The 18,649-nt window shown below is 66.2% G+C and carries 22 protein-coding genes, 1 tRNA gene and 1 riboswitch; of the genes, 17 read left to right on the forward strand and 6 right to left on the reverse strand.

The window, feature by feature from the left end:
• Positions 1 to 176: 176 nt before the first annotated feature.
• The 11 genes from B4E96_RS01300 to B4E96_RS01350 all read left to right on the forward strand — a co-directional run bounded on the left by B4E96_RS01300 (position 177) and on the right by B4E96_RS01350 (position 8,047).
• Positions 177 to 249: transfer RNA gene (locus B4E96_RS01300), tRNA-Ala, on the forward strand.
• A 99-nt stretch (positions 250 to 348) separates the two neighbouring features.
• A complete protein-coding gene (locus tag B4E96_RS01305) occupies positions 349 to 594 on the forward strand; it encodes a type II toxin-antitoxin system prevent-host-death family antitoxin (protein WP_286956136.1) in 246 nt (81 codons plus the stop codon).
• Between the two features lie 9 nt (positions 595 to 603).
• Positions 604 to 879, forward strand: coding sequence for a type II toxin-antitoxin system RelE family toxin (locus B4E96_RS01310; protein WP_259835465.1), 276 nt, complete (start codon positions 604 to 606; stop codon positions 877 to 879).
• Positions 880 to 1,172: 293 nt separating this feature from the next.
• Positions 1,173 to 1,556: a hypothetical protein gene (locus B4E96_RS01315; RefSeq protein WP_286956138.1), complete on the forward strand. Its 384-nt coding sequence runs from the start codon at positions 1,173 to 1,175 to the stop codon at positions 1,554 to 1,556.
• A gap of 126 nt (positions 1,557 to 1,682) precedes the next feature.
• The gene (locus tag B4E96_RS01320; RefSeq protein WP_170273994.1) at positions 1,683 to 2,135 is read left to right on the forward strand and encodes a GNAT family N-acetyltransferase; all 453 of its coding nucleotides are present in this window, start codon (positions 1,683 to 1,685) and stop codon (positions 2,133 to 2,135) included.
• A 101-nt stretch (positions 2,136 to 2,236) separates the two neighbouring features.
• Positions 2,237 to 2,338, forward strand: a riboswitch (TPP riboswitch).
• Positions 2,336 to 3,595 carry a glycine oxidase ThiO gene (gene thiO, locus B4E96_RS01325; RefSeq protein ID WP_170273995.1) on the forward strand — a complete coding sequence of 420 codons (1,260 nt, stop codon included), beginning with the start codon at positions 2,336 to 2,338 and terminating at the stop codon, positions 3,593 to 3,595. (Overlaps the previous riboswitch by 3 nt.)
• Positions 3,592 to 3,870 carry a sulfur carrier protein ThiS gene (gene thiS, locus B4E96_RS01330; protein ID WP_102159833.1) on the forward strand — a complete coding sequence of 93 codons (279 nt, stop codon included), beginning with the start codon at positions 3,592 to 3,594 and terminating at the stop codon, positions 3,868 to 3,870. Before thiO ends, thiS begins: the two co-directional genes overlap by 4 nt.
• Before the next feature lie 5 nt (positions 3,871 to 3,875).
• Positions 3,876 to 4,697 (forward strand): thiazole synthase, encoded by an 822-nt coding sequence (locus B4E96_RS01335; RefSeq protein ID WP_170273996.1) that lies wholly within the window; start codon positions 3,876 to 3,878, stop codon positions 4,695 to 4,697.
• Positions 4,694 to 5,875 carry a molybdopterin-synthase adenylyltransferase MoeB gene (gene moeB, locus B4E96_RS01340; protein WP_170273997.1) on the forward strand — a complete coding sequence of 394 codons (1,182 nt, stop codon included), beginning with the start codon at positions 4,694 to 4,696 and terminating at the stop codon, positions 5,873 to 5,875. Before B4E96_RS01335 ends, moeB begins: the two co-directional genes overlap by 4 nt.
• 336 nt (positions 5,876 to 6,211) lie before the next feature.
• Positions 6,212 to 7,909: a sodium:solute symporter family protein gene (locus B4E96_RS01345; protein WP_239557204.1), complete on the forward strand. Its 1,698-nt coding sequence runs from the start codon at positions 6,212 to 6,214 to the stop codon at positions 7,907 to 7,909.
• Between the two features lie 6 nt (positions 7,910 to 7,915).
• Positions 7,916 to 8,047: a putative transporter small subunit gene (locus B4E96_RS01350; RefSeq protein WP_219722576.1), complete on the forward strand. Its 132-nt coding sequence runs from the start codon at positions 7,916 to 7,918 to the stop codon at positions 8,045 to 8,047.
• 84 nt (positions 8,048 to 8,131) lie between these two features.
• Here the strand turns inward: B4E96_RS01350 and panC are convergent, their stop codons facing one another.
• Entirely contained in the window at positions 8,132 to 9,034 is a 903-nt protein-coding gene (panC, locus tag B4E96_RS01355) for a pantoate--beta-alanine ligase (RefSeq protein ID WP_286956141.1), read from the reverse strand.
• A 172-nt stretch (positions 9,035 to 9,206) separates the two neighbouring features.
• Positions 9,207 to 10,562, reverse strand: a complete 1,356-nt coding sequence (gene aztD / locus B4E96_RS01360) for a zinc metallochaperone AztD (RefSeq protein ID WP_180964662.1) — start codon at positions 10,560 to 10,562, stop codon at positions 9,207 to 9,209.
• A gap of 118 nt (positions 10,563 to 10,680) precedes the next feature.
• On the opposite strand from aztD, the gene B4E96_RS01365 reads away from it, so the two are divergent.
• The gene (locus B4E96_RS01365) at positions 10,681 to 11,310 is read left to right on the forward strand and encodes a GyrI-like domain-containing protein (protein ID WP_286956142.1); all 630 of its coding nucleotides are present in this window, start codon (positions 10,681 to 10,683) and stop codon (positions 11,308 to 11,310) included.
• A 50-nt stretch (positions 11,311 to 11,360) separates the two neighbouring features.
• Positions 11,361 to 12,611, forward strand: a complete 1,251-nt coding sequence (gene chrA, locus B4E96_RS01370; RefSeq protein ID WP_286956143.1) for a chromate efflux transporter — start codon at positions 11,361 to 11,363, stop codon at positions 12,609 to 12,611.
• A 119-nt stretch (positions 12,612 to 12,730) separates the two neighbouring features.
• On the opposite strand, the gene B4E96_RS01375 is transcribed toward chrA, so the two are convergent.
• The 3 genes from B4E96_RS01375 to B4E96_RS01385 all read right to left on the reverse strand — a co-directional run bounded on the left by B4E96_RS01375 (position 12,731) and on the right by B4E96_RS01385 (position 13,865).
• Positions 12,731 to 12,880, reverse strand: a complete 150-nt coding sequence (locus B4E96_RS01375; protein ID WP_286956145.1) for a hypothetical protein — start codon at positions 12,878 to 12,880, stop codon at positions 12,731 to 12,733.
• A 231-nt stretch (positions 12,881 to 13,111) separates the two neighbouring features.
• Positions 13,112 to 13,375 carry a hypothetical protein gene (locus B4E96_RS01380; RefSeq protein ID WP_102159848.1) on the reverse strand — a complete coding sequence of 88 codons (264 nt, stop codon included), beginning with the start codon at positions 13,373 to 13,375 and terminating at the stop codon, positions 13,112 to 13,114.
• Between the two features lie 73 nt (positions 13,376 to 13,448).
• The gene (locus B4E96_RS01385; protein WP_259855155.1) at positions 13,449 to 13,865 is read right to left on the reverse strand and encodes an acyl-CoA thioesterase; all 417 of its coding nucleotides are present in this window, start codon (positions 13,863 to 13,865) and stop codon (positions 13,449 to 13,451) included.
• A 185-nt stretch (positions 13,866 to 14,050) separates the two neighbouring features.
• On the opposite strand from B4E96_RS01385, the gene B4E96_RS01390 reads away from it, so the two are divergent.
• From B4E96_RS01390 to B4E96_RS01405, 4 genes are all read left to right on the forward strand, one after another.
• A complete protein-coding gene (locus B4E96_RS01390; RefSeq protein ID WP_286956146.1) occupies positions 14,051 to 14,449 on the forward strand; it encodes a TOBE domain-containing protein in 399 nt (132 codons plus the stop codon).
• Between the two features lie 194 nt (positions 14,450 to 14,643).
• Positions 14,644 to 15,429, forward strand: a complete 786-nt coding sequence (gene modA, locus B4E96_RS01395; protein ID WP_286956148.1) for a molybdate ABC transporter substrate-binding protein — start codon at positions 14,644 to 14,646, stop codon at positions 15,427 to 15,429.
• A complete protein-coding gene (locus tag B4E96_RS01400; RefSeq protein WP_286956149.1) occupies positions 15,426 to 16,211 on the forward strand; it encodes an ABC transporter permease in 786 nt (261 codons plus the stop codon). The genes modA and B4E96_RS01400 overlap by 4 nt, the downstream gene beginning before the upstream one ends.
• The gene (locus B4E96_RS01405) at positions 16,208 to 16,915 is read left to right on the forward strand and encodes an ATP-binding cassette domain-containing protein (protein WP_286956150.1); all 708 of its coding nucleotides are present in this window, start codon (positions 16,208 to 16,210) and stop codon (positions 16,913 to 16,915) included. The genes B4E96_RS01400 and B4E96_RS01405 overlap by 4 nt, the downstream gene beginning before the upstream one ends.
• Positions 16,916 to 16,926: 11 nt before the next feature.
• On the opposite strand, the gene B4E96_RS01410 is transcribed toward B4E96_RS01405, so the two are convergent.
• Positions 16,927 to 18,564, reverse strand: a complete 1,638-nt coding sequence (locus tag B4E96_RS01410; RefSeq protein ID WP_286956151.1) for a thiamine pyrophosphate-dependent enzyme — start codon at positions 18,562 to 18,564, stop codon at positions 16,927 to 16,929.
• Positions 18,565 to 18,649 lie beyond the last annotated feature (85 nt).

An 18,649-nucleotide genomic window follows, 5' to 3' on the forward strand; every position in this document is an offset into this window, starting at 1 on the left:
ACAACCTCACGGGGAACTACATCTAGCGCCGGGCAATGGCCGCTGTGAGCAGAGCCCGGCACGCCCTTTCGAGCCGGCCGGTCGCAACGTCGCGCAGCTCACACCTGAAGGATTTTGCAATTCGGGCGCGGGTGAGTAACATCGGTACAGGCGTTCGCGAGAACACCAACCCACACGGGGGTATGGCGCAGTTGGTAGCGCGTCTCCATGGCATGGAGAAGGTCAGGGGTTCGAATCCCCTTACCTCCACGCTCTGAAATCTCGGACACCGCACACGCGGTGGCCGAGATTTTTTATTGTTGCAGTTGCCGCCTTGAATACGACGTGTACAAGTTGTACTATTAGATCATGACGTCAGTTACTTTGTCGCAGTTCCGCAGCCGTCAGAGCGATTACATCGCCGAAGCTCAGCGCACCCCGGTCGAACTCACCTCGCGTGGGGTTGGTCGACGCGCCGTCGTCGTGTCGCCGGAATTCTTCGACCGAGCAATCGAGGCTCTGGAGGATGCGGTCGATGCTCGAGAGGCAGTCGCTGCCCGCGATGAGGCTGGTCGGATCTCCCATGAGGAGCTGCTGGGCGAACTCGGTCTTTGAGTTTGGTCGATGCCCTATTCCATTACCTACGCACGGTCTGCCGCAAAGACCCTGAAGAAGCTCGACGCCTCAGTTGCGCGGCGTCTGCTCACAGCAATCGGCGAACTGGCGGGAGATCCTCGTCCTCCCGGCTGTAAGACTCTGAAGAACAGCGGCGGCGCGTTGCGCATACGAGTCGGGGACTACCGGGTGGTCTATGACGTCCACGATTCAGAAGTCGTGATCCTCGTTCTCGCGGTCGGCCACCGTCGGGACGTTTACCGGTCATCACTTCAGCGTAGGTAGATGCGCGCCCGGCTGACTTGAGACGGTGACAGGTGGGCACTGGCCTCGTATCGGGCACCTCGGCTTGTGCGCGGCATAGCTCACCGGATCGGCGCGTGCGCACTGCGTGCCAGCCACTTTGCCGCGTTCAGAAAATTTGCTCACCCTGGAGCACTACTCGCTGAAAGCTCAAAGGAGCTGGCCGAACGGTACACAGTGCTCTTTCTACAGTACAGGGTTCAAGGGAGCCGTGTGATGAGCAAAAACACTCTTTCGCGACCACCGCTGGACACGTAAGCTGAGACCATGTTGACGTGGCGCAGCTGGCGGACTTCATCCCCGCGGCTCTGGCCGTGGCGGCCTCGCCCGGTGCCGACAACCTGCTCGCGTTTCGCAACGGACTGCGCAGCGGCTTCAACAGGGCGGTGCTCGCACTCGCTGGCCGATTCACGCCGTTCCTGCCACCGTCCGTGGACACCAGCTCGAACCTCGCGGCCTCCGGCGTGCAGTTGGCTGTACTCGGCCTGCTGTACATCAGCTGCGAAGCGGCGATGGCCCCGCTCTGGGCAGGATCAGGAACGCTGCTCGCAGCGCGCGGCATCAAGAAGCGCACGCTGCGCCGATTCGACCAGGCGTCGGGAGGCGCGTTGGCAGCCTTCGGCGGCGGGGTGGGCGTGTCCGATCTCGCCCGTCGTTGACCCGACAAGAGTGAGGAATCACTGTCGATGAAAGGCCACAGTTGCAGCCATGCGCCGGCGACAGCACTGGCTATCGTCCGTCTTGGCCCAGCGGATTGGGAGACTCATCGTGCACTTCGGCTGGCGATGCTCAAGGACTCACCCGAGGCGTTCTGGGGCAGCTATGACGACGCCCTGCAGCTGAGCCCAGAGGACTGGCGAGCGCAGCTCACTGGTGCTCGCATCGTTCTGCACGTCCGCGATTGCGAAAGCGACGAACCGCTCGGATGCCTCGTACTGCTGCTTGAGGGGTACACCGAGGACATGCCGCTGGCCGAAGACGAGGCGATTCTCACCAAGATCTGGGTGCGTCCAGCCGCCCGAGGCAGGGGAGTGTCAGCCGCAATCGTGCGCGAAGCTGCGCGCCTGTCCGAGCAGCTGGGCAGACCGAGACTGCTGCTTGACGTCGATGACAGCAACGCGGCCGCAATCCGCTCCTACGAGCGCTTGGGCTTCCGTGCTACCGGCAACGGCTATCCGCGCGAAGGGACCGGCACACGCTGGGCTGAATACAGCGCCCATGCCTCGCAGCTGAGCTGACGACTTCTCATCTGCGTGCGTCTGTCGCGATGTGACCGCATTTCAGCCGCGAACTGCACAAAGACACTGCCGTATGTACACTGACGGCATCGATCAACGCTGATCGATCCTGCGGGAGCCCGGTGAGGGCTGAGAGGGCTTAAGCGCCGACCGCTGAACCTGATGCGGTTGAGACCGCCGGAGGAAAGGATGCATGCGCTATGCCCGTGCCAGCAGATGAGGCACACACTTTCACAGCAGACGTCGCCGTCGTCGGCGGTGGCATCATCGGCCTCGCCACTGCCTGGCGCCTCGCCCGTGCTGGTCTCAGCACAATCGTCATCGATCCGAGCCCGGGAACCGGTGCCAGCTTCGCCGCGGCAGGGATGATCGCCCCGGTCTCTGAGATGAGCTATCAGCATGAACGGCTCTTCGCCCTCATGCGCGACTCCGCTTCCGAATATCCAGCATTCGTCGCAGACCTTGAAGACGATGCACAGGCAGACGTCGACTACCGCGAGACCGAGACACTCGTCTGCGCTGCCGACCCCGCAGACCGGCAGGCGCTGGCGGATCTGCAGCAGTACCAGCAGGCCGCCGGCGGAGTAGTCGAAGCGCTGACCGGCCGTACCGCCCGGCGTCTCGAACCCGCCTTGAGCCCCTCGCTGTCCGGGGTGTTCCGCTCAGCCGGTGACCACCAGGTCAACCCGCGCCGCATCACCGCTGCCCTGCAGACCGTGCTGCCCACCATCATCCGGCAGATGGCCGTCGAACTCATCCGAGCTGAGAACAGCAGCGGGCCACTGGTGACCGGAGTCCGCCTCGACGACGGCAGAACCCTCACAACTCCGGTCACTGTGCTCGCCACCGGAGTGGCGCAGACGATCACGCTGCTGCCAAGGGAGCGCTCGCTGCCGCTGCGCCCGATCCGCGGTGAGGTGCTGCGCACCCGCCTGCCGGACGGTGCGCCGCCGCTGCTGGAGCGCACCATCCGCGGCATCGTCACAGGCCGTCCCATCTACCTCGTGCCGCGGGCCGATGGGGAGATCGTCATCGGTGCCACCAGCCGCGAAGACAACCGGGAAGGCCCCAGCGTCGAAGGCGTCGCACAGCTGCTGCGCGACGCCCAGCGCCTGGTGCCCGGCATCGGCGAGAGCGAACTGACCGAAGTCACCGCCCGCGCCCGGCCCGGCACCCACGACGACGCCCCCTACCTCGGCGCCTTGCCCACCGCTGAAGGCGACACTGTCGGGGGACTCATCGTTGCCAACGGGTTCTACCGGCACGGCATCCTGCTCACCCCGCTCGCCTCACGGCTGGCGGCCCAGCTCGTGCTGCACGAACTCGACCCGCAGGCCGTGCCCCGACCAGGCGGCAGTGCGGAGACCGCAGACACGGACTACCACCATCTGCAGACGATGGACCCGCGCCGCATCGCACATCACGCTGCAGAGAATCAGCCACAAGGAGGAAGACCATGACAGCGAACCACAGCCCTGCGACCCCGACGGAGTCAGAGGTGACGGTCACCATCAATGGAGAGACCCGCACGGCTCACGCGGACACGACGTTAAGCGACATCATCGCCGAGACCACCGGACGGCAGCTCCAGGCAGACGGAACCGCGGCAGACGGCCAGCGTCTCGGTATCGCCGTCGCCGTCGACGCGGCCGTGGTCCCGCGCAGCCGGTGGTCGTCCACCGGTCTGCGCGATGGACAGAACATCGAGATCATCACTGCGATGCAGGGAGGCTGAGCCCGATGACCCATACACCCGCACTGCCGCCGCTGAGCATCGACGGCGTCGAACTGAACTCACGCCTCATCATGGGCACCGGAGGCCTGAGCTCCCTGAGCGTCCTTGAAGACGCGCTCATCGCCTCAGGCACGGAACTCACCACCGTCGCCATGCGCCGCTACACCCCGCAGACCGGCGACAGCCTGTTCACCCTGCTTGAGCGCAACGATATCCGCATCCTGCCCAACACCGCCGGCTGCTACACCGCCCGCGACGCCATCCTCACCGCCGAACTCGGCCGCGAAGCGCTCGAGACCCACTGGGTCAAACTCGAGCTCATCGCCGATGAGGACACGCTGCTGCCCGATGTCGTCGAACTCGTCGACACGACCGAACAGCTGGCCAACCGCGGGTTCACCGTCTTCGCCTACACCTCCGACGACCCCGCCGTCGCCCGCCGACTCGAAGACGCCGGAGCCGCTGCCGTCATGCCGCTCGGCGCTCCCATCGGCTCCGGCCTGGGCATCCTCAATCCGCACAACATCGAACTCATCTGCGCCCGCGCCCGGGTACCGATCATCCTCGACGCCGGCATCGGCACCGCCTCAGAAGCCGCCCTGTCCATGGAGCTCGGCTGTGACGCCGTGCTGCTGGCCTCAGCCGTCACCCGCGCCCAGGACCCCGTCGCGATGGCCACCGCGATGCGCCACGCCGTCACCGCCGGCGGCCTCGCTGCCCGTGCCGGGCGCATCCCGGCCCGCCGGCACGCCATCGCCAGCTCACCGCAGGAGGGCATCATGACCCCGCTCGGGACTGCCGAACCGATCACCGAGGCGGCCTCATGACCGGCATAGGACCGCTCGCCGCCCCTGCCGACGGGTTGACCCAGGCTGAGGCGCACCGGGCCAGCCGCCACCTGAGCCTGCCCGGGTTCGGGATCGACGCCCAGCTGCGGCTCAAGAGCGCTCGCGTGCTCGTCATCGGCGCCGGTGGACTGGGCTCACCGGTGCTGCTCTACCTTGCAGCAGCCGGGGTCGGCACCATCGGCATCGTCGACGACGACACCGTCGAGGTCACCAATCTGCAGCGCCAGGTCATCCACACCACCGCCGACATCGGCCGTGCCAAGGCGACATCGGCAGCAGAGAAGATCACGAACCTCAATCCGCACGTCACCGTCGAGACGTTCATCGAACGGCTCAGTCCCGACAATGCCGCCGACCTGGTCGACGGCTGGGATGTCGTCATCGACGGCACCGACAACTTCGCCACCCGCTATGTCGCCTCAGATGCCTGCACGCTGGCCGGCGTGCCGTGCGTGTGGGGCTCGATCCTGCGCTTCAACGGGCAGGTCAGCGTCTTCTGGGCGGGACACGGTCCCACCTATCGCGACCTGCACCCCGAACCCCCGCCGCCTGGCGAAGTCCCCAGCTGCGCTGAAGGCGGCGTGCTCGGCGTGCTGCCGAGCACCATCGGCTCGGTCATGGCCACCGAGGCGATCAAGCTGCTCACCGGCATCGGCCAGCCGCTGCTCGGCCGCGTGCTGCTCTTCGACGCACTGACGATGAGCTGGCGCGAACTCGCTCTGGCCCCCGATCCCGACGCGGGCGAGGTCACCTCGATCGGCGAGCCCGCCGCCGAGGCGAACTGCCAGGCGCTGCCGCCCACCGCCTCGGGCACGGGGGAGAGCATGACACCCCGCGAGCTCAGCGCCCGCCTGGACGACGGCACCACCGTGGCCGTCGACGTGCGCGAACCGTGGGAGCGGGCGATCGCTGCCATCCCGCAGTCTGTGGCCGTCCCCCTCGGTGAGATCGAACAGCGCGGCTGGGACGCGCTGCCGCCCACTGCAGCCGCAGCGACATACGTGTTCTGCTGCAAATCCGGGGTGCGCTCCCAGCAGGCGATCGATATCCTCCGCACACGAGCCGGGGATCAGCAGCCGGATCCGGAACTCGTGAATCTGGGTGGTGGGATCGACGCGTGGGCAGAGACCGTCGACGGGCAGATGGCGCGTTACTGAGGGCGTCTGACAGGGGAGAACACGGGTTTCTTTCCGACCGCGCCTTTCCCTACGCGCATAAGGGAAGCAGCGGAATCGAAAACCGGTTCTCAGACGCCGTCGATTCGAATCTCAGCGTTCTTTGTGCTTTTATCGAATGCGTGCCGAGGTCAAGTTCTGGCTTCGGCGCCGTTCTGCGCCGAGAACGTCTGATGTGATCGGATGCGCCGGCGCAGACGCTGCCCTCGTCGCCTGCGAAACGGAGAATCTGTGCCGCCGTCTTCTGATACTTCACACCTTGTCCAACTCGGCATCCCCGGCCTCGTGCTGCTACTTCTGCTGTTCTACGGCGGAACCATGTGGATGTCGATGGCGATATCGAAGAGGAAGGAGAACGCAGACGATTACATGACCGCCGGCAACCGGATCGGCTTCGGCATCTCCGCAGCTTCGATGACCGCGACCTGGATCTGGGCCTCGTCGATGTACGCCTCGGTCACCGCCGGCTACACCTACGGTGTCTCGGGCCCGATCCACTACGGGCTGTGGGGCGCGCTCATGATCCTGTTCATCTACCCCTTCGGCCGCCGTATCCGCGCCGTCGCCCCGCGCGCCCACACACTGGCCGAGGTGATGTACGCCCGCCACGGCCGGTCCTCGCAGCTCATGCTCGCCGGATCCAACGTTCTCGGCTCGGTCATCTCGCTGACCTCGAATTTCATCGCCGGCGGTGCGATCATCTCGCTTCTGTCACCCATCAGCTTCGGCGGCGGCATCATCATCGTCGCCGCAGGCGTGCTGCTGTACACCCTGTGGTCGGGTTTCCGCGCTTCGGTGCTGACCGATTTCGCCCAGGTGTGCGCAATGCTCGGCGCGACCGTCATCATCATTCCGATCGTGTTCTTCGCCGCCGGCGGACCGGACATGTTCGAAGCCGGCCGTGCGGCCGGCAACGTCACCGCCGCCCAGGAGAGCTTCTTCTCCTCTGAGGCGTTCATGAACCAGGGCGCGCCCTACATCGCTGCCGTCCTCGCCTACGCGATCGGCAACCAGACGATCGCCCAGCGCCTGTTCGCCGTGCGCGAGGACCTCATCAAGCCGACCTTCGTCACCGCCACCATCGGCTACGGCGCCTCGGTCATCGGCATCGGCATGATCGGCGTCATGGCTCTCTACCTCGGTGTGCAGCCGCTCGATGGAGACGTCAACAACCTGCTCCCGCAGATGGCCGCCACCTACCTGCCGGCCATCCTCGTCGCCGTCGCGTTCATCATGATCATCGGCTCACTGTCCTCGACAGCCGACTCCGATCTGTCGGCGCTCAGCTCGATCGTCATGACCGACATCTACGGCCAGTCCGTCGGCCGCCGCAACGCTGACCCACGCACCATGCTGCTCATCGGCCGGGTGACGATGATCGTCGCCACCGGTGCCGCGCTGTACTTCGCGACAGCCCGGTTCAACATCCTCGACCTGCTCGTCTTCGTCGGTGCGCTGTGGGGCTGCCTCGTCTTCCCCGTCATCGCCTCGTTCTACTGGAAGAAGGTCACCAACCGCGCCTTCACCGTCTCCGTGCTCGCGGCACTGGCAGTCTTCATCCCCGTGCGCTTCGAGCTCATCCCGGTCACCGGTGCGTGGGCGATCATCGTCGAGGCGCTGGCGATCATCGGCGTCGGAGTGGTGCTCGGCATCATGGCCTTCGGGTTCTTCGGACTCCGCCCGGCGATCATCGTCGGTGCTCTCGCCACTGTCGCCACGGGGTTCGTCGGCTTCGGGTTCCTGCGCGACTACACGGTGCTCTCGGCATCCCTGGTCGCCTACGCAGTGTCCTTCCTCGTGTGCTGGTCGATGTCCGTGCGCTCGAACCAGGACTTCGACTTCGGCATCATCCAGCGCGTCACCGGTGACTTCGACCCCAGCGACGAGACCGAGGACGCTGATCTCGACGCCGAGCTGCGCGAACTCCAGGACGAGGACGAGAAGGCAGCCGATGACGGCCCGTTCGAGACCTCCAGCCACCGCACCACCCGCAACGACTCCGATCAGAGGAAGTGATCACAGATGTCCATTTCGATCCTGACCCTGTACATGCTCATGTGGCCGGTCATCGTCGCCGGAGTGCTGTTCTTCATCGTCAAGGGATTCATCTCCGACATCCGTTCTGCACGTAAGCACGACGACATGGTCATCTGACCAAGGCTCACTTTTAGCGGGCGGCAGGCAGCCAGAGCTGCCTGCCGCCCGCTATTCAGTGTGCTGAAGAAGCGCCTGAGGGACTCAGTCCACGGGACGATTGACACCGAGCAGAGTTCCGGGCTCGAGCATGAGATTGTCGATCAGCCGCACACTGCCGACATAGGCGGCGATGAGTGCCAGCGCCGGAAGTTCCGTCGTGGCCTCCAATGTCGCCGGGTCGACGACTTCGAGATAGTCGAGCGTGACATCCGGGGTGCTGTGGACCTGCTGGCGCAGCCCGTCGAGATCCCAGTCGCGGCCGGCCTGCGCGCGCTCCTGCAGCGCAAACAGCGCCTTCGACAGGGCCAGTGCCGACTCCTCCTGCTCGGAGCTGAGCAGCAGGTTCCGACTCGACATCGCCAGACCCGCCTCGGTCCGCTGAGTCGGGACCGGCTCGATGGTGACCGGGAAGTTCATATCGGCGACCATCCGCTTGACGATCATCACCTGCTGAGCATCCTTCTCGCCGAAGTAGGCGCGCAGGCGGGCGGGTCCCGGCGGATCGAAGATGTTGAACAGCTTGGCCACAACGGTCGCGACGCCGTCGAAGTGGCTCGGTCGTGAGGCCCCTTCCAATGTCGTGCCCATCCGGCCGGAGGTCACCCGGATCATCGGGGCATCCGGGTAACCGGGATACATCTCCTCCACCGTGGGGGCGAAGACGATGTCGACGCCGTTGGCCTGCATCGTCTGGCAGTCCCCGTCGAGATCCCGCGGATAGCGCTCAAGGTCAAGCGGCGACTCGAACTGCAGCGGGTTGACGAACAGCGAGGCGACGACCACCTCGTGAGCGGCACTGGCCGCCTGCATGAGGGCGGCATGCCCTCCGTGCAGCGCGCCCATCGTCGGGATGAGCCCGACGGAGGTGGCGTCGCGGTCGCGGATGAGTTCGGCCATCTCCGAACGCAGCTCGGCAACGGTGCGGGTGATGATGAGCTCAGACATGTCACGTCCCAGGGTCGGTCGGGGAGGTCGGCTCAAGCCTATCGTCTGCCAGCACTCCAAACAGGATCGCGTCGCGCGCCTCGGGTCGTGTGGCTGAATGCAGCTGTCCGCAGCCGCAGGCCCAGGGGATAGGGCCCGCGGTTGCGGACAGGCAGCGCTGAACGCTCAGCGCTCAGTGGTTGTGACCGTCATCCTCATGATCATGGTCGTGGTCATGATCGTGGTCGTGGCCGTCCTCATGACCATGGTCGTGATCGTGCTCCTCAGCACCAGCCGGAACCTCGCCGGAAGCGGTGGCGATCTCACCGGGAACCTCAGGCAGGTCGATGCTGCCGGTGACCGTGCCATCAGCAAGGTCGACGATGTGCAGCTTCTTGGCCTCAGGCTCGGTGACGTACACGTTCTCACCGGAGACATGGACGGTCGGCTGCGGCTGCTGCCAGTCCTTCGGCTCCTCCCATTCACCGGTCACCGGGATCTCCTTGTCGATCTTCCCGGACTCCGGATCGATGACGCGCAGAGTTCCGTCGGTGCCGTGGACGAGCGCCTCGCCCTCGGCACCGCGGCCGAGGGAGCGGAACGAGTAGGCCGCCGGCAGGTCGACGAGTTTCAGCTTCCCGCTCGTCGTGTCGGTCAGGGTCACCCGCGTGGGACGCTCGACCTCGGCCTCGGGATCGGTCTTGTAGTCACCGAGCACCACAGGGGAGTCCTCGTGTCCGCGCTGGTTGCCGATCCGGCCGTGCTCATCAGGGGAGTCGACCTTGGAGATCTCATCGCCCTTGATGATGAGCAGGCCGTTCTCACAGCCGACGGTGATGACACCGTCCTTGACGGCAGCCTCACCGTGCACGCCCGGGCAGTCGCTGTTCTCAGCGATCTCCTTGCCCTCGCCATCGCGGATGACGACACCGGTACGGGTGTCCTCATTGCCGACGGTGTGGATCATGGAACCGTCGGCGCGCACGACAGCGACACCGTGATGGGCTTCCTTGGCTTGGGTCTTCTCCGTCTTGATCGGCGCATCAGCGGAGAGTTCGGCGGGATCGAAAGAGTGAATCTCACCGGTGCCGTCGAAGAACGCGACCGAGGTGCCGTCGTGGTTGACGAGGTGGCCCGGGTGGCTGCCCTCGATCCGCTGGTCGGTCAGCAGCGGGTCGGTGGTGTAGGAGTGCGAATGATCGCCGTGCGGTTCGGACCACGTGCCCATGTCGAGCAGCCGGAAGGAGTCGCCTTCGGTGAGGAACAGATGCCGGTTGTCGCCGGCGGAGTTGAGGCGGGTGAAGCCTTCGGCCTCGAAGGTGCCGAGCACCTTCTGGGAATCACCGTCGAGGACCATGACGCCGCCGTCATAGGTCAGGGCGATGCGCTCAGCCGGGCCGGCGGTCTCTGCCGTCTGCCGCTCAGTGGGCTCGGGGGACTGGCCGGCATCGTTCGAGGTGGAGTTCCCGCAGCCGGCGAGCACTGCCAGTGACAGCGCCGCAGCCGAGGCGGTGAGGAGGGATGGGATGCGTGATGCGTGGAGAGTCATGCCGGTCATGGTGGCAGGGCGCGGGGGATATTGTCATAGCTTCATGTGCGCATCAGCACTGACTGTTGACCGGGCCGTACGATGAGTGCAGCACGAAGTGACTCACCGGAGGTGTGCTGTGAGCACCAAGGTCGATTTCAAGAAGACGATGGACCGCTACCGCGCGCGAGCCGGCCGATTCGACCGGCTCGACGTGCCGGCGACGACCTATCTCATGGTCGACGGTGCCGGAGACCCGAACACTGCACCGGCGTTCACCACCGCGATCGAGACCCTCTACCCGGGGGCCCACACCCTGAAGTTCCATTCGAAGGACACGTATGGCCGCGACTATGTCGTCCCACCGCTGGAGGGTCTCTGGTGGGCTGAGAACATGACAGCCTTCACCACCGCCCGGGGCAGGGCGCAGTGGCAGTGGACGCTCATGCTCATGGTCCCCGACTGGCTCACCGCAGACGATATCGATGCTGCAATCACTGCGGCACGCCGGAAAGCAGAGAAGAAGGGCGGGGCGCTCCCGCTCATCGAGCGCCTGCGGGCAGGTGTGCTGGAGGAGGGCACCTGCTTTCATACCCTGCACATCGGCAGCTTCGATGACGAAGCGGGCGTGCTGGCTGAGATGCACGAGTCGGTGATACCGGCCGCCGGGATGAAGCCGCGCGGCCGGCACCACGAGATCTACCTGTCGGACTTCCGGCGCACGGCCGCTGAGCGGCGCCGGACCATCCTGCGTCAGCCCGTGCGCTGACGCCGGCGTCGTTCGCCTGGCGTTCACCTGCCTGGCGTTGAATAGCGGGCATGCCAGCTTCCGCCTCATCGCCTGACCGTCAGCCTGCCGCCGAGCCCGCACACCGGGGTTCCGTGACCGAGGTGTTCTGGGTCTTCCTGCGGCTGGGGCTCACCTCCTTCGGCGGTCCGGTTGCCCATCTCGGGTACTTCCGCGAGGCCTTCGTCGAGCGCCGCCGCTGGCTCAGCGACTGCGCTTATGCCGATCTCGTCGCGCTGTGCCAGTTCCTGCCGGGCCCGGCCTCCAGCCAAGTCGGCATGGCGCTGGGCCTCAAGCGCGCCGGCTTCGCCGGCATGCTCGCCGCCTGGGTCGCGTTCACCCTGCCCTCGGCGCTTGCGCTGGCGGCCTTCGGCTTCGGCATCCATGCCCTCGGCGACCTCGGCGACGCCGGCTGGCTCACCGGACTCAAGGTCGCAGCCGTTGCCGTCGTCGCGCATGCGGTGCTCGGCATGGCGCGCTCGCTGACTCCCGACGCACCGCGGGCGAGCATCGCGGTCGCTGCCCTGGCCATCGCCCTGCTCGTGCCCAACGCATGGGCGCAGGTCGCTGCGATCGTGCTCGCCGGCGTCATCGGGCTGGTATGGCTGCGTCCGGCCGTGCCCGAGGCGGCAGACGCCTCAGGCGGGCAGGGGCACCCGTTCCGGGTGCGTGTGCCGATGCCGGTGGCCGCCGGCAGCCTCATCCTCTTCGCCGTCCTGCTCATCGGGCTGCCGGTCATCGCGCGGCTCACCGGCAGCGATGCGCTGCAGCTGGCAGATGTGCTATACCGAGCTGGCGCGCTCGTGTTCGGCGGCGGACATGTCGTGCTGCCGCTGCTGCAGGCCGAGCTCGTGCCTACCGGGATCGTCTCGAACGATGCCTTCCTCGCCGGCTACGGCGCCACCCAGGCAGTGCCCGGCCCGCTATTCACCTTCGCCGCCTACCTCGGCACGGTGAGCACCACCTCGGCGACGGGAGCGGTGGGCGCGGCGATCGCGCTGGGTGCGGTGTTCCTGCCGGCGGCGCTGCTCGTCATCGGCACCCTGCCGCTGTGGCAGACGCTTTCCGGGCACCGGCTGGCCCGCCGGGCACTGAGCGGAGTCAACGCCGGCGTGGTCGGAATCCTCGCAGCCGCGCTGTACCATCCGGTGTTCACCACCGGCATCACCTCTGCGCTGACGCTCGTCATCGGAGCTGCCGCCTTCGTAGCGCTGAGCGCGTGGAAGGCTCCGGCCTGGGCCGTTGTCATCGCCGCCGGACTGCTCGGCCTCCTCGTCCTCTGAACCTCCCGGCGCAGCGGGGCCGCAGCGCCGCCGCGCGAACGGGAAGGCCGACACCTCTCTGATCGTCATAAGCATGGCGGGCCGAATCGTGCCGTGTCCGCCTGCCGGCGGTATCCCCGTCAGTGCGCCGCGGACCAGGAACCAGGTGCGCGGGTCCTCCACAGCAGTGCCGCAGTCGCAGTGCCGAAGTCGGACGCGGCGCCGTGGATCGTCGGTACCGAGGCGACGACGGCGGAGGCGGCGACGAGACCGCTGATGATGACCGCCATGCTCGCACGCAGCCTGTGGTGAAGCCAGCGCGGGCGGGGAACACCGGCGGCAGCCGGACGCCGAGGGTGATGATCGCCGGTGCGCGGAACGCGGCAGCGAGGCAGGCACCCGTGAGGATGCGGACGGCACGCTCGCATGCGATGCTGCACTCCAGAAAATCCCGCTCGAAGACCCGGTGAGCAGCTGCAGAGCCCGCCGGTGATCCGGCGGGCTCTGCCCAGTGGTGCGATTCAGTGCCGCCAGGTGTCGACGGGTGGATCGCCTTCGGTCTTGCTGATGATGAGGTGGGTGCCGTCTTCCTGCAGAATCGCCTCATCTCCATGTGCTGCCGCAGCCGCGGCAGTGCGCGCTTCGGAATCGTCTTCGACATAGCCGACGCGTTCGCCCTTGCCGACCTGTGAGTCGCCAAGCACCTTCTCGGCGGCCTCTTCGATCTTGTCAAGACCCTTCGAGCCTGAGCTGCTCGATTCCTGTCCGCTCTTCGTCATGGTCATCGCCTCCTTCGCTCATCCAGCCTATGCCGACAGCCACCTGCTTGGAAACCTCAATGGGCGTGTCGGTGACTGTTCAGCTCAGGGTGCTGAAGAATTCCCGCGTGGCATCGTCGAACGGTTCGGAGCGGCGGGTGCTTGTGCGGATCTGCACCATCACCGATTCGGCCCGCGCGCAAACGGTCTCGTCGACGAAGATCACCTGCTCGACAGTCAGCGAAGAGGTGCCGACCCGGCTGATCCGGCTGCCGATCGTCACGGTGCCCGGCCAATGGACTTCCTGCAGATAGTCGATCGTGATCCGCGCGAGCACGAATTCGCGATCGGAGACCTCGGAGTGCCGATCAATCTGGGAGATGATCTCGACCCGGCCGGTTTCGAAGAACGTCGCAAAGACTGCGTTGTTGATGTGACCCTGTCTGTCGGTGTCGGAGTAGCGCAGCTTGTCCGTCGTGGTGAGCGGAAAATCCGCTGGAGAGAGATCGTCGTGCATACCCCCATCGTGGCACAGTGGAGAGTGGTATCGAGGGCATCCTCATGCCGAGAGCGGCACCGCATGTCGGCTCATGCGTCCAGCGCGTGAATTCCGCTATGCAGTCAGATCTGCGTGTGACGTGCTGGCGTGGCAGAATGACTGAAGTTCGAACCAGTCATCCCGAATTTTGGAAAGGTGGAGCCATGGCTGATCTGCGGATCTCCGATGCTGCTTTGTTCATGGGGGTCAGTGATGACACCCTTCGCCGGTGGATCCACGCGGGAAAGCTCTCCCAGCGCCTCGACGGCAGCGGGCGCGCCGTCGTCGATGGAGCCGAACTGGCCGAGTTGGCCCGAACGAGCGCGGTGCTGCCGAAGGATCCGGCGGCTGTGCAGTCCTCGGCGCGCAACCGGTTCGTCGGTCTCGTGACCGCCGTGAAGAAGGACGGCGTCATGGCCCAAATCGATATTCAATGCGGCCCCCACCGGGTTGTCTCGCTCATGTCGGCTGAGGCCGTCGAGGAACTCGAGCTCACCGTCGGCGATGTCACGACCGCCGTCGTCAAGGCCACCCAGGTGCTGCTGGAGATGCCGCGGCGCTGATTCGGGGGGGCTGGGCTTCAGTGCGGGCGCAGCTGCCCACGTATTGTGAAGTCCGCAGACGCGGGTCATAATAGATAATATAAGTTGATCATCGTGTGAAATCTGGCACTTCAAACGCACATGCAGTGCTAGTGTGTCCTCAGGCTGGCGCGGACTGCTGCCAGCATGGACGCAGCAGCAAGGGGATCACACTCATGAAATCAACTCTCATTGCTACCGGTGCGCTCACGGCGGTTGCCACCCTCATACTCAGCGCCTGCACCGGCGGGTCCGGCAACGGCGCGTCAGGCAACGATGCCGAGCCGGACAGGGGCTCCATCACCGTCTTCGCCGCCGCCTCTCTCAACCAGGTCTTCGCCGACCTCGGCGAGTCCTTCGAGGAGGAGACCGGCACCTCCGTCGACTTCTCCTTCGGCGGCTCCTCCGACCTCGTCGCCCAGATGCAGGCCGGGGCTCCTGCCGACGTGTTCGCCTCAGCCAATGAGAAGAACATGGTCAAGATGACCGACGAGGACCTGATGGAAGGTCAGCCGCAGATGTTCGCCACCAACACCCTCACCATCGTCACCGCCCCAGGCAATCCCACGGGTGTCGAGGACCTGCACAGCCTGAGCGCCGATGACGTCTCACTGGTCATCTGCGCACCCGAGGTGCCCTGCGGTGCCGCCACTCAGGAAGTCGCCGAGCTCGCCGGTGTCGAACTCTCACCGGTGAGCGAGGAGAACGCGGTGACCGATGTGCTCGGCAAGGTCACCTCAGGCCAGGCCGACGCCGGACTCGTGTACGTCACCGACGCCACCGGTGCCGGAGATGACGTCACCGCCGTGGACTTCCCGGAAGCCGCCGAGGTCATCAACAACTACCCGATCGGCGTGCTGAAGTCCTCGAAGAACTCCAAGGCCGCCGGGCAGTGGGTCGACTATGTGCTCTCCGACACCGGCCAGAAAGCGCTGGCTGACGCCGGCTTCGGCACACCGTGAGTCACGCTGGTCTGCCGCGCTGGCTCTGGCTGCCCGCAGCCTGCGGGGCAGCCATCGTCATCGTGCCCATCATCGGGCTGCTGACCCAGGTGCCCTACGCGAACCTGTGGAATCTCATCAGCTCGGACTCGGCGCTGAGCGCCCTGCGACTGTCGCTGCAGACCTCGCTGGCCGCCACCGGACTGTGCGTGCTCGGCGGAGTGCCGCTGGCCTTCGTGCTCGCTCGCGCCCGGTTCCCCGGCCGCCGCGTGCTGCGCTCACTGGGGCTGCTGCCCTTAGTGCTGCCACCGGTCGTCGGCGGCATCGCACTGCTGTACACCTTCGGGCGCATGGGCCTCATCGGCCGCTACCTGGAAGCAGGCGGCATCTCGATCGCGTTCACCACCATCGCCGTCGTCCTGGCTCAGACCTTCGTGTCGCTGCCCTTCATGGTCATGACGCTCGAAGGCGCGCTGCGCAGCACCGACCCGCGCTATGAGCGCATCGCCGCAGGCCTGGGCGCCAGCCCCACCCGCACCCTGCTGACGGTGACGATTCCGGTGCTCGCCCCAGCCCTCGCGTCGGGAACGGTGCTGTGCTTCGCCCGGGCATTGGGCGAGTTCGGCGCCACCCTCACCTTCGCCGGCTCTCTGCAGGGCCGCACCCGCACGATGCCGCTGGAGATCTACCTGGCCCGCGAAACCGACCCGGCCCAGGCGATCGCGCTGTCGGTCGTGCTCATGGTCATCGCCTTCACCATCGTCGCGGCCACCTACCGCACACCCAAGCAGGCAGGCGCATGAGCGACCTGTCTGCTGTCTTTCGGCTGCCGGCCCGCGGACTCCACATCGACATGGCGGTCCCGGCCGGGTCGACGACGGCGCTCATCGGGCCGAACGGGGCCGGCAAGTCGACGACCTTCGACGTGCTCTCCGGGCTGCTGACTCCGCCCGAGGCAGAGATCACCCTCGGCGAGCGCCCGATTGTGCGCACTACCGGCCGGAAGGTGCGGGTGCCTTCCCACAAGCGTGGGATCGTGCAGCTGGCACAGGCGCCTCTGCTGTTTCCCACCATGACCGTCGTCGGCAACGTCGCCTTCGCTCTGCGCTGCCGCGGGGTGGCCCGCCGCGAGGCCCACAGCCGGGCGGCGTCGATGCTCGAACGCGTCGACCTGGCCGGAATGGAGGACCGGCGGCCGCACGAGCTCTCCGGCGGGCAGGCCCAGCGGGCGGCGATCGCCCGGGCCGCGATCGCCGAACCGGATCTGCTGCTGCTCGATGAGCCGATGTCAGCCCTTGACCGTGACAGCGTGCCGCACATCCGTGCGCTGCTGACTGAGCTGCTCGGAGATGCCACCGCATTGCTCATCAGTCATGACCGTGCCGATGTCGAGGCGCTGGCCGACCGGGTGGTCGTGCTCGACCAGGGTGCTGTCGTCCAGGCCGGGTCCACAGCCGAAGCGGTGGCGAACCCAGTGCCGGGATTCGCCACTCGCTTCTTCAGCTGAGGCGCTTTCGCTCAGTAGGCCTTGACGCGCTGTTCGACGATGAGATGGATGAGGGCGAACTGACCGTTCTCCATCGCCTTCAGCGCCTCATCGAGGGCACCGGGGATGTCCTTGTCCTGTTCGACCCGGACTCCGTATCCGCCGAAGGCCTGCGCGTAGAGCGCGAAGTCCGGATTCTCCAGCTGCGTGCCCGAGACACGCTTCGGGTACGCCCGCTCCTGGTGGGTCCGGATCGTGCCGTACTCCTGGTTGTCCATCACGATGATGAGCGGGGTGGCGCCATACTGCTTGGCGGTGGCGAGTTCCTGGGCGTTCATGAGGAACTCACCGTCACCGGCGATTGAGATGACCTGCCGCTTCGGGTACTGCAGGCTCGCCGCCACCGCCGACGGCACCGAGTAGCCCATCGAGCCGTTGCGGGCCGAGATCATCGAGGCATAGCCGTTGGTGGGGAAGTAGCGGTGCGCCCAGTTCGTGTGCTCACCGGCACCGAAGGTCACCATCGCATCCTCATCGAGACGCTTGACGAGATTGGCCATCATCGTCGCCATCTTCGCCTGCCCGTCACCGGGCTCAGCTGACGGCGGGGTGGAGAACTCGACCTGCTTGGCGCGCAGCTCATTCGTCCACGTCCGCCACGAATCGCACACCGGCAGATCCATGCGCACGAGATCACGGACGAACACATCGGGCTTGGCGACGATCTGGTGGGTCACCGGCCCGGAGCGCCCCCGCAGCGACGGGTCGATGGTGACGATGAAGTTCTTGCGCTCCCAGTTCTGCCGGGCGGTGAACCCATCAGTGATGACGTCACCGGGAACAGTGCCGACGAAGACGAGCAGATCGGAGCCGTCGAGCACCTCGTGGGTGTGCTGTGGGCGCCCGTAGCCCAGCGGGCCGACATAGCTCGGGGAGCCGAACGGAACGGTGCCCTCGCAGCGCCACTCGGCAGCTGCCGGCAGATTGTGCGACTCCAGCCACTGGGTGAAGGTGTCGGCGCCCTCATCGGTCCAGTCGTTGCCGCCGAAGACGAACAGCGGCCGCTCAGCCTCCATGAGTGCGGACTTCAGCGCCTTCCAATCGGTGACGGTCATGCCGCCCTGGGCGACGGGGATCTGCGGGTGGATGATCCCGTCATTCGGCTGGGTGATGATGTCCTCCGGCAGCCCGACGACCACCGGGCCGGGTCGGCCGGACACAGCAGCGAACATCGCCTCGGCCACCACCTCGGAGGCGCGCTCCGGGTGGTCGAGGATCATGACGCGCTTGGCGCCGGTGTCGAACCACGCCTTGGGGTCGAACTCCTGGAAGGCCTCCTTCTCGCGATGCTCGAAGGGGATGAGCCCGACGAAGAGCACCATCGCCGTCGAATCCTGCCAGGCGGTGTGCAGGCCCACGTGCGCATTCGCCGCACCCGGGCCGCGGGTGACCATGGCGATGCCCGGCAGCTCACCGAGCTTGCCGTCGGCCTCAGCCATATAGGCCGCTCCGCCCTCGTGACGGCAGACGACGGTGTCGATCGGAGAGTCGTGCAGCCCGTCGAGCACGTCGAGGAAACTCTCGCCGGGGACGACATAGGCGCGCTTGACGCCATGGGCGGCCAATGACTTGACGATTACATGACCGGCTGAGATCTCGGAAGCTGGCATGCTGCTCACATCCTCTGTGTGACGTGGGGCTCTATGTGGATTGGAGAAACTGTACCAACCCGTCCACCCCTGCGCCGCCTGTCTC

It is taken from the genome of Brevibacterium sp. UBA7493, assembly GCF_002479565.1.
Taxonomy (GTDB): Bacteria; Actinomycetota; Actinomycetes; order Actinomycetales; family Brevibacteriaceae; genus Brevibacterium; species Brevibacterium luteolum.

Bases quoted from the DNA above. Each gene is read 5' to 3' on its own strand.
- B4E96_RS01320 (WP_170273994.1), top strand. From the start codon at position 1,683: ATGCTCAAGGACTCACCCGAGGCGTTCTGGGGCAGCTATGACGACGCC.
- B4E96_RS01375 (WP_286956145.1), bottom strand. From the start codon at position 12,880: ATGGCGGTCATCATCAGCGGTCTCGTCGCCGCCTCCGCCGTCGTCGCC.
- panC (WP_286956141.1), bottom strand. From the start codon at position 9,034: ATGTCTGAGCTCATCATCACCCGCACCGTTGCCGAGCTGCGTTCGGAG.
- thiO (WP_170273995.1), top strand. From the start codon at position 2,336: ATGCCCGTGCCAGCAGATGAGGCACACACTTTCACAGCAGACGTCGCC.
- B4E96_RS01410 (WP_286956151.1), bottom strand. From the start codon at position 18,564: ATGCCAGCTTCCGAGATCTCAGCCGGTCATGTAATCGTCAAGTCATTG.
- aztD (WP_180964662.1), bottom strand. From the start codon at position 10,562: ATGACTCTCCACGCATCACGCATCCCATCCCTCCTCACCGCCTCGGCT.
- B4E96_RS01405 (WP_286956150.1), top strand. From the start codon at position 16,208: ATGAGCGACCTGTCTGCTGTCTTTCGGCTGCCGGCCCGCGGACTCCAC.
- B4E96_RS01335 (WP_170273996.1), top strand. From the start codon at position 3,876: ATGACCCATACACCCGCACTGCCGCCGCTGAGCATCGACGGCGTCGAA.
- B4E96_RS01390 (WP_286956146.1), top strand. From the start codon at position 14,051: ATGGCTGATCTGCGGATCTCCGATGCTGCTTTGTTCATGGGGGTCAGT.
- thiS (WP_102159833.1), top strand. From the start codon at position 3,592: ATGACAGCGAACCACAGCCCTGCGACCCCGACGGAGTCAGAGGTGACG.
- B4E96_RS01305 (WP_286956136.1), top strand. From the start codon at position 349: ATGACGTCAGTTACTTTGTCGCAGTTCCGCAGCCGTCAGAGCGATTAC.
- B4E96_RS01310 (WP_259835465.1), top strand. From the start codon at position 604: ATGCCCTATTCCATTACCTACGCACGGTCTGCCGCAAAGACCCTGAAG.
- chrA (WP_286956143.1), top strand. From the start codon at position 11,361: ATGCCAGCTTCCGCCTCATCGCCTGACCGTCAGCCTGCCGCCGAGCCC.
- moeB (WP_170273997.1), top strand. From the start codon at position 4,694: ATGACCGGCATAGGACCGCTCGCCGCCCCTGCCGACGGGTTGACCCAG.
- modA (WP_286956148.1), top strand. From the start codon at position 14,644: ATGAAATCAACTCTCATTGCTACCGGTGCGCTCACGGCGGTTGCCACC.
- B4E96_RS01380 (WP_102159848.1), bottom strand. From the start codon at position 13,375: ATGACCATGACGAAGAGCGGACAGGAATCGAGCAGCTCAGGCTCGAAG.
- B4E96_RS01345 (WP_239557204.1), top strand. From the start codon at position 6,212: ATGTGGATGTCGATGGCGATATCGAAGAGGAAGGAGAACGCAGACGAT.
- B4E96_RS01385 (WP_259855155.1), bottom strand. From the start codon at position 13,865: ATGCACGACGATCTCTCTCCAGCGGATTTTCCGCTCACCACGACGGAC.
- B4E96_RS01350 (WP_219722576.1), top strand. From the start codon at position 7,916: ATGTCCATTTCGATCCTGACCCTGTACATGCTCATGTGGCCGGTCATC.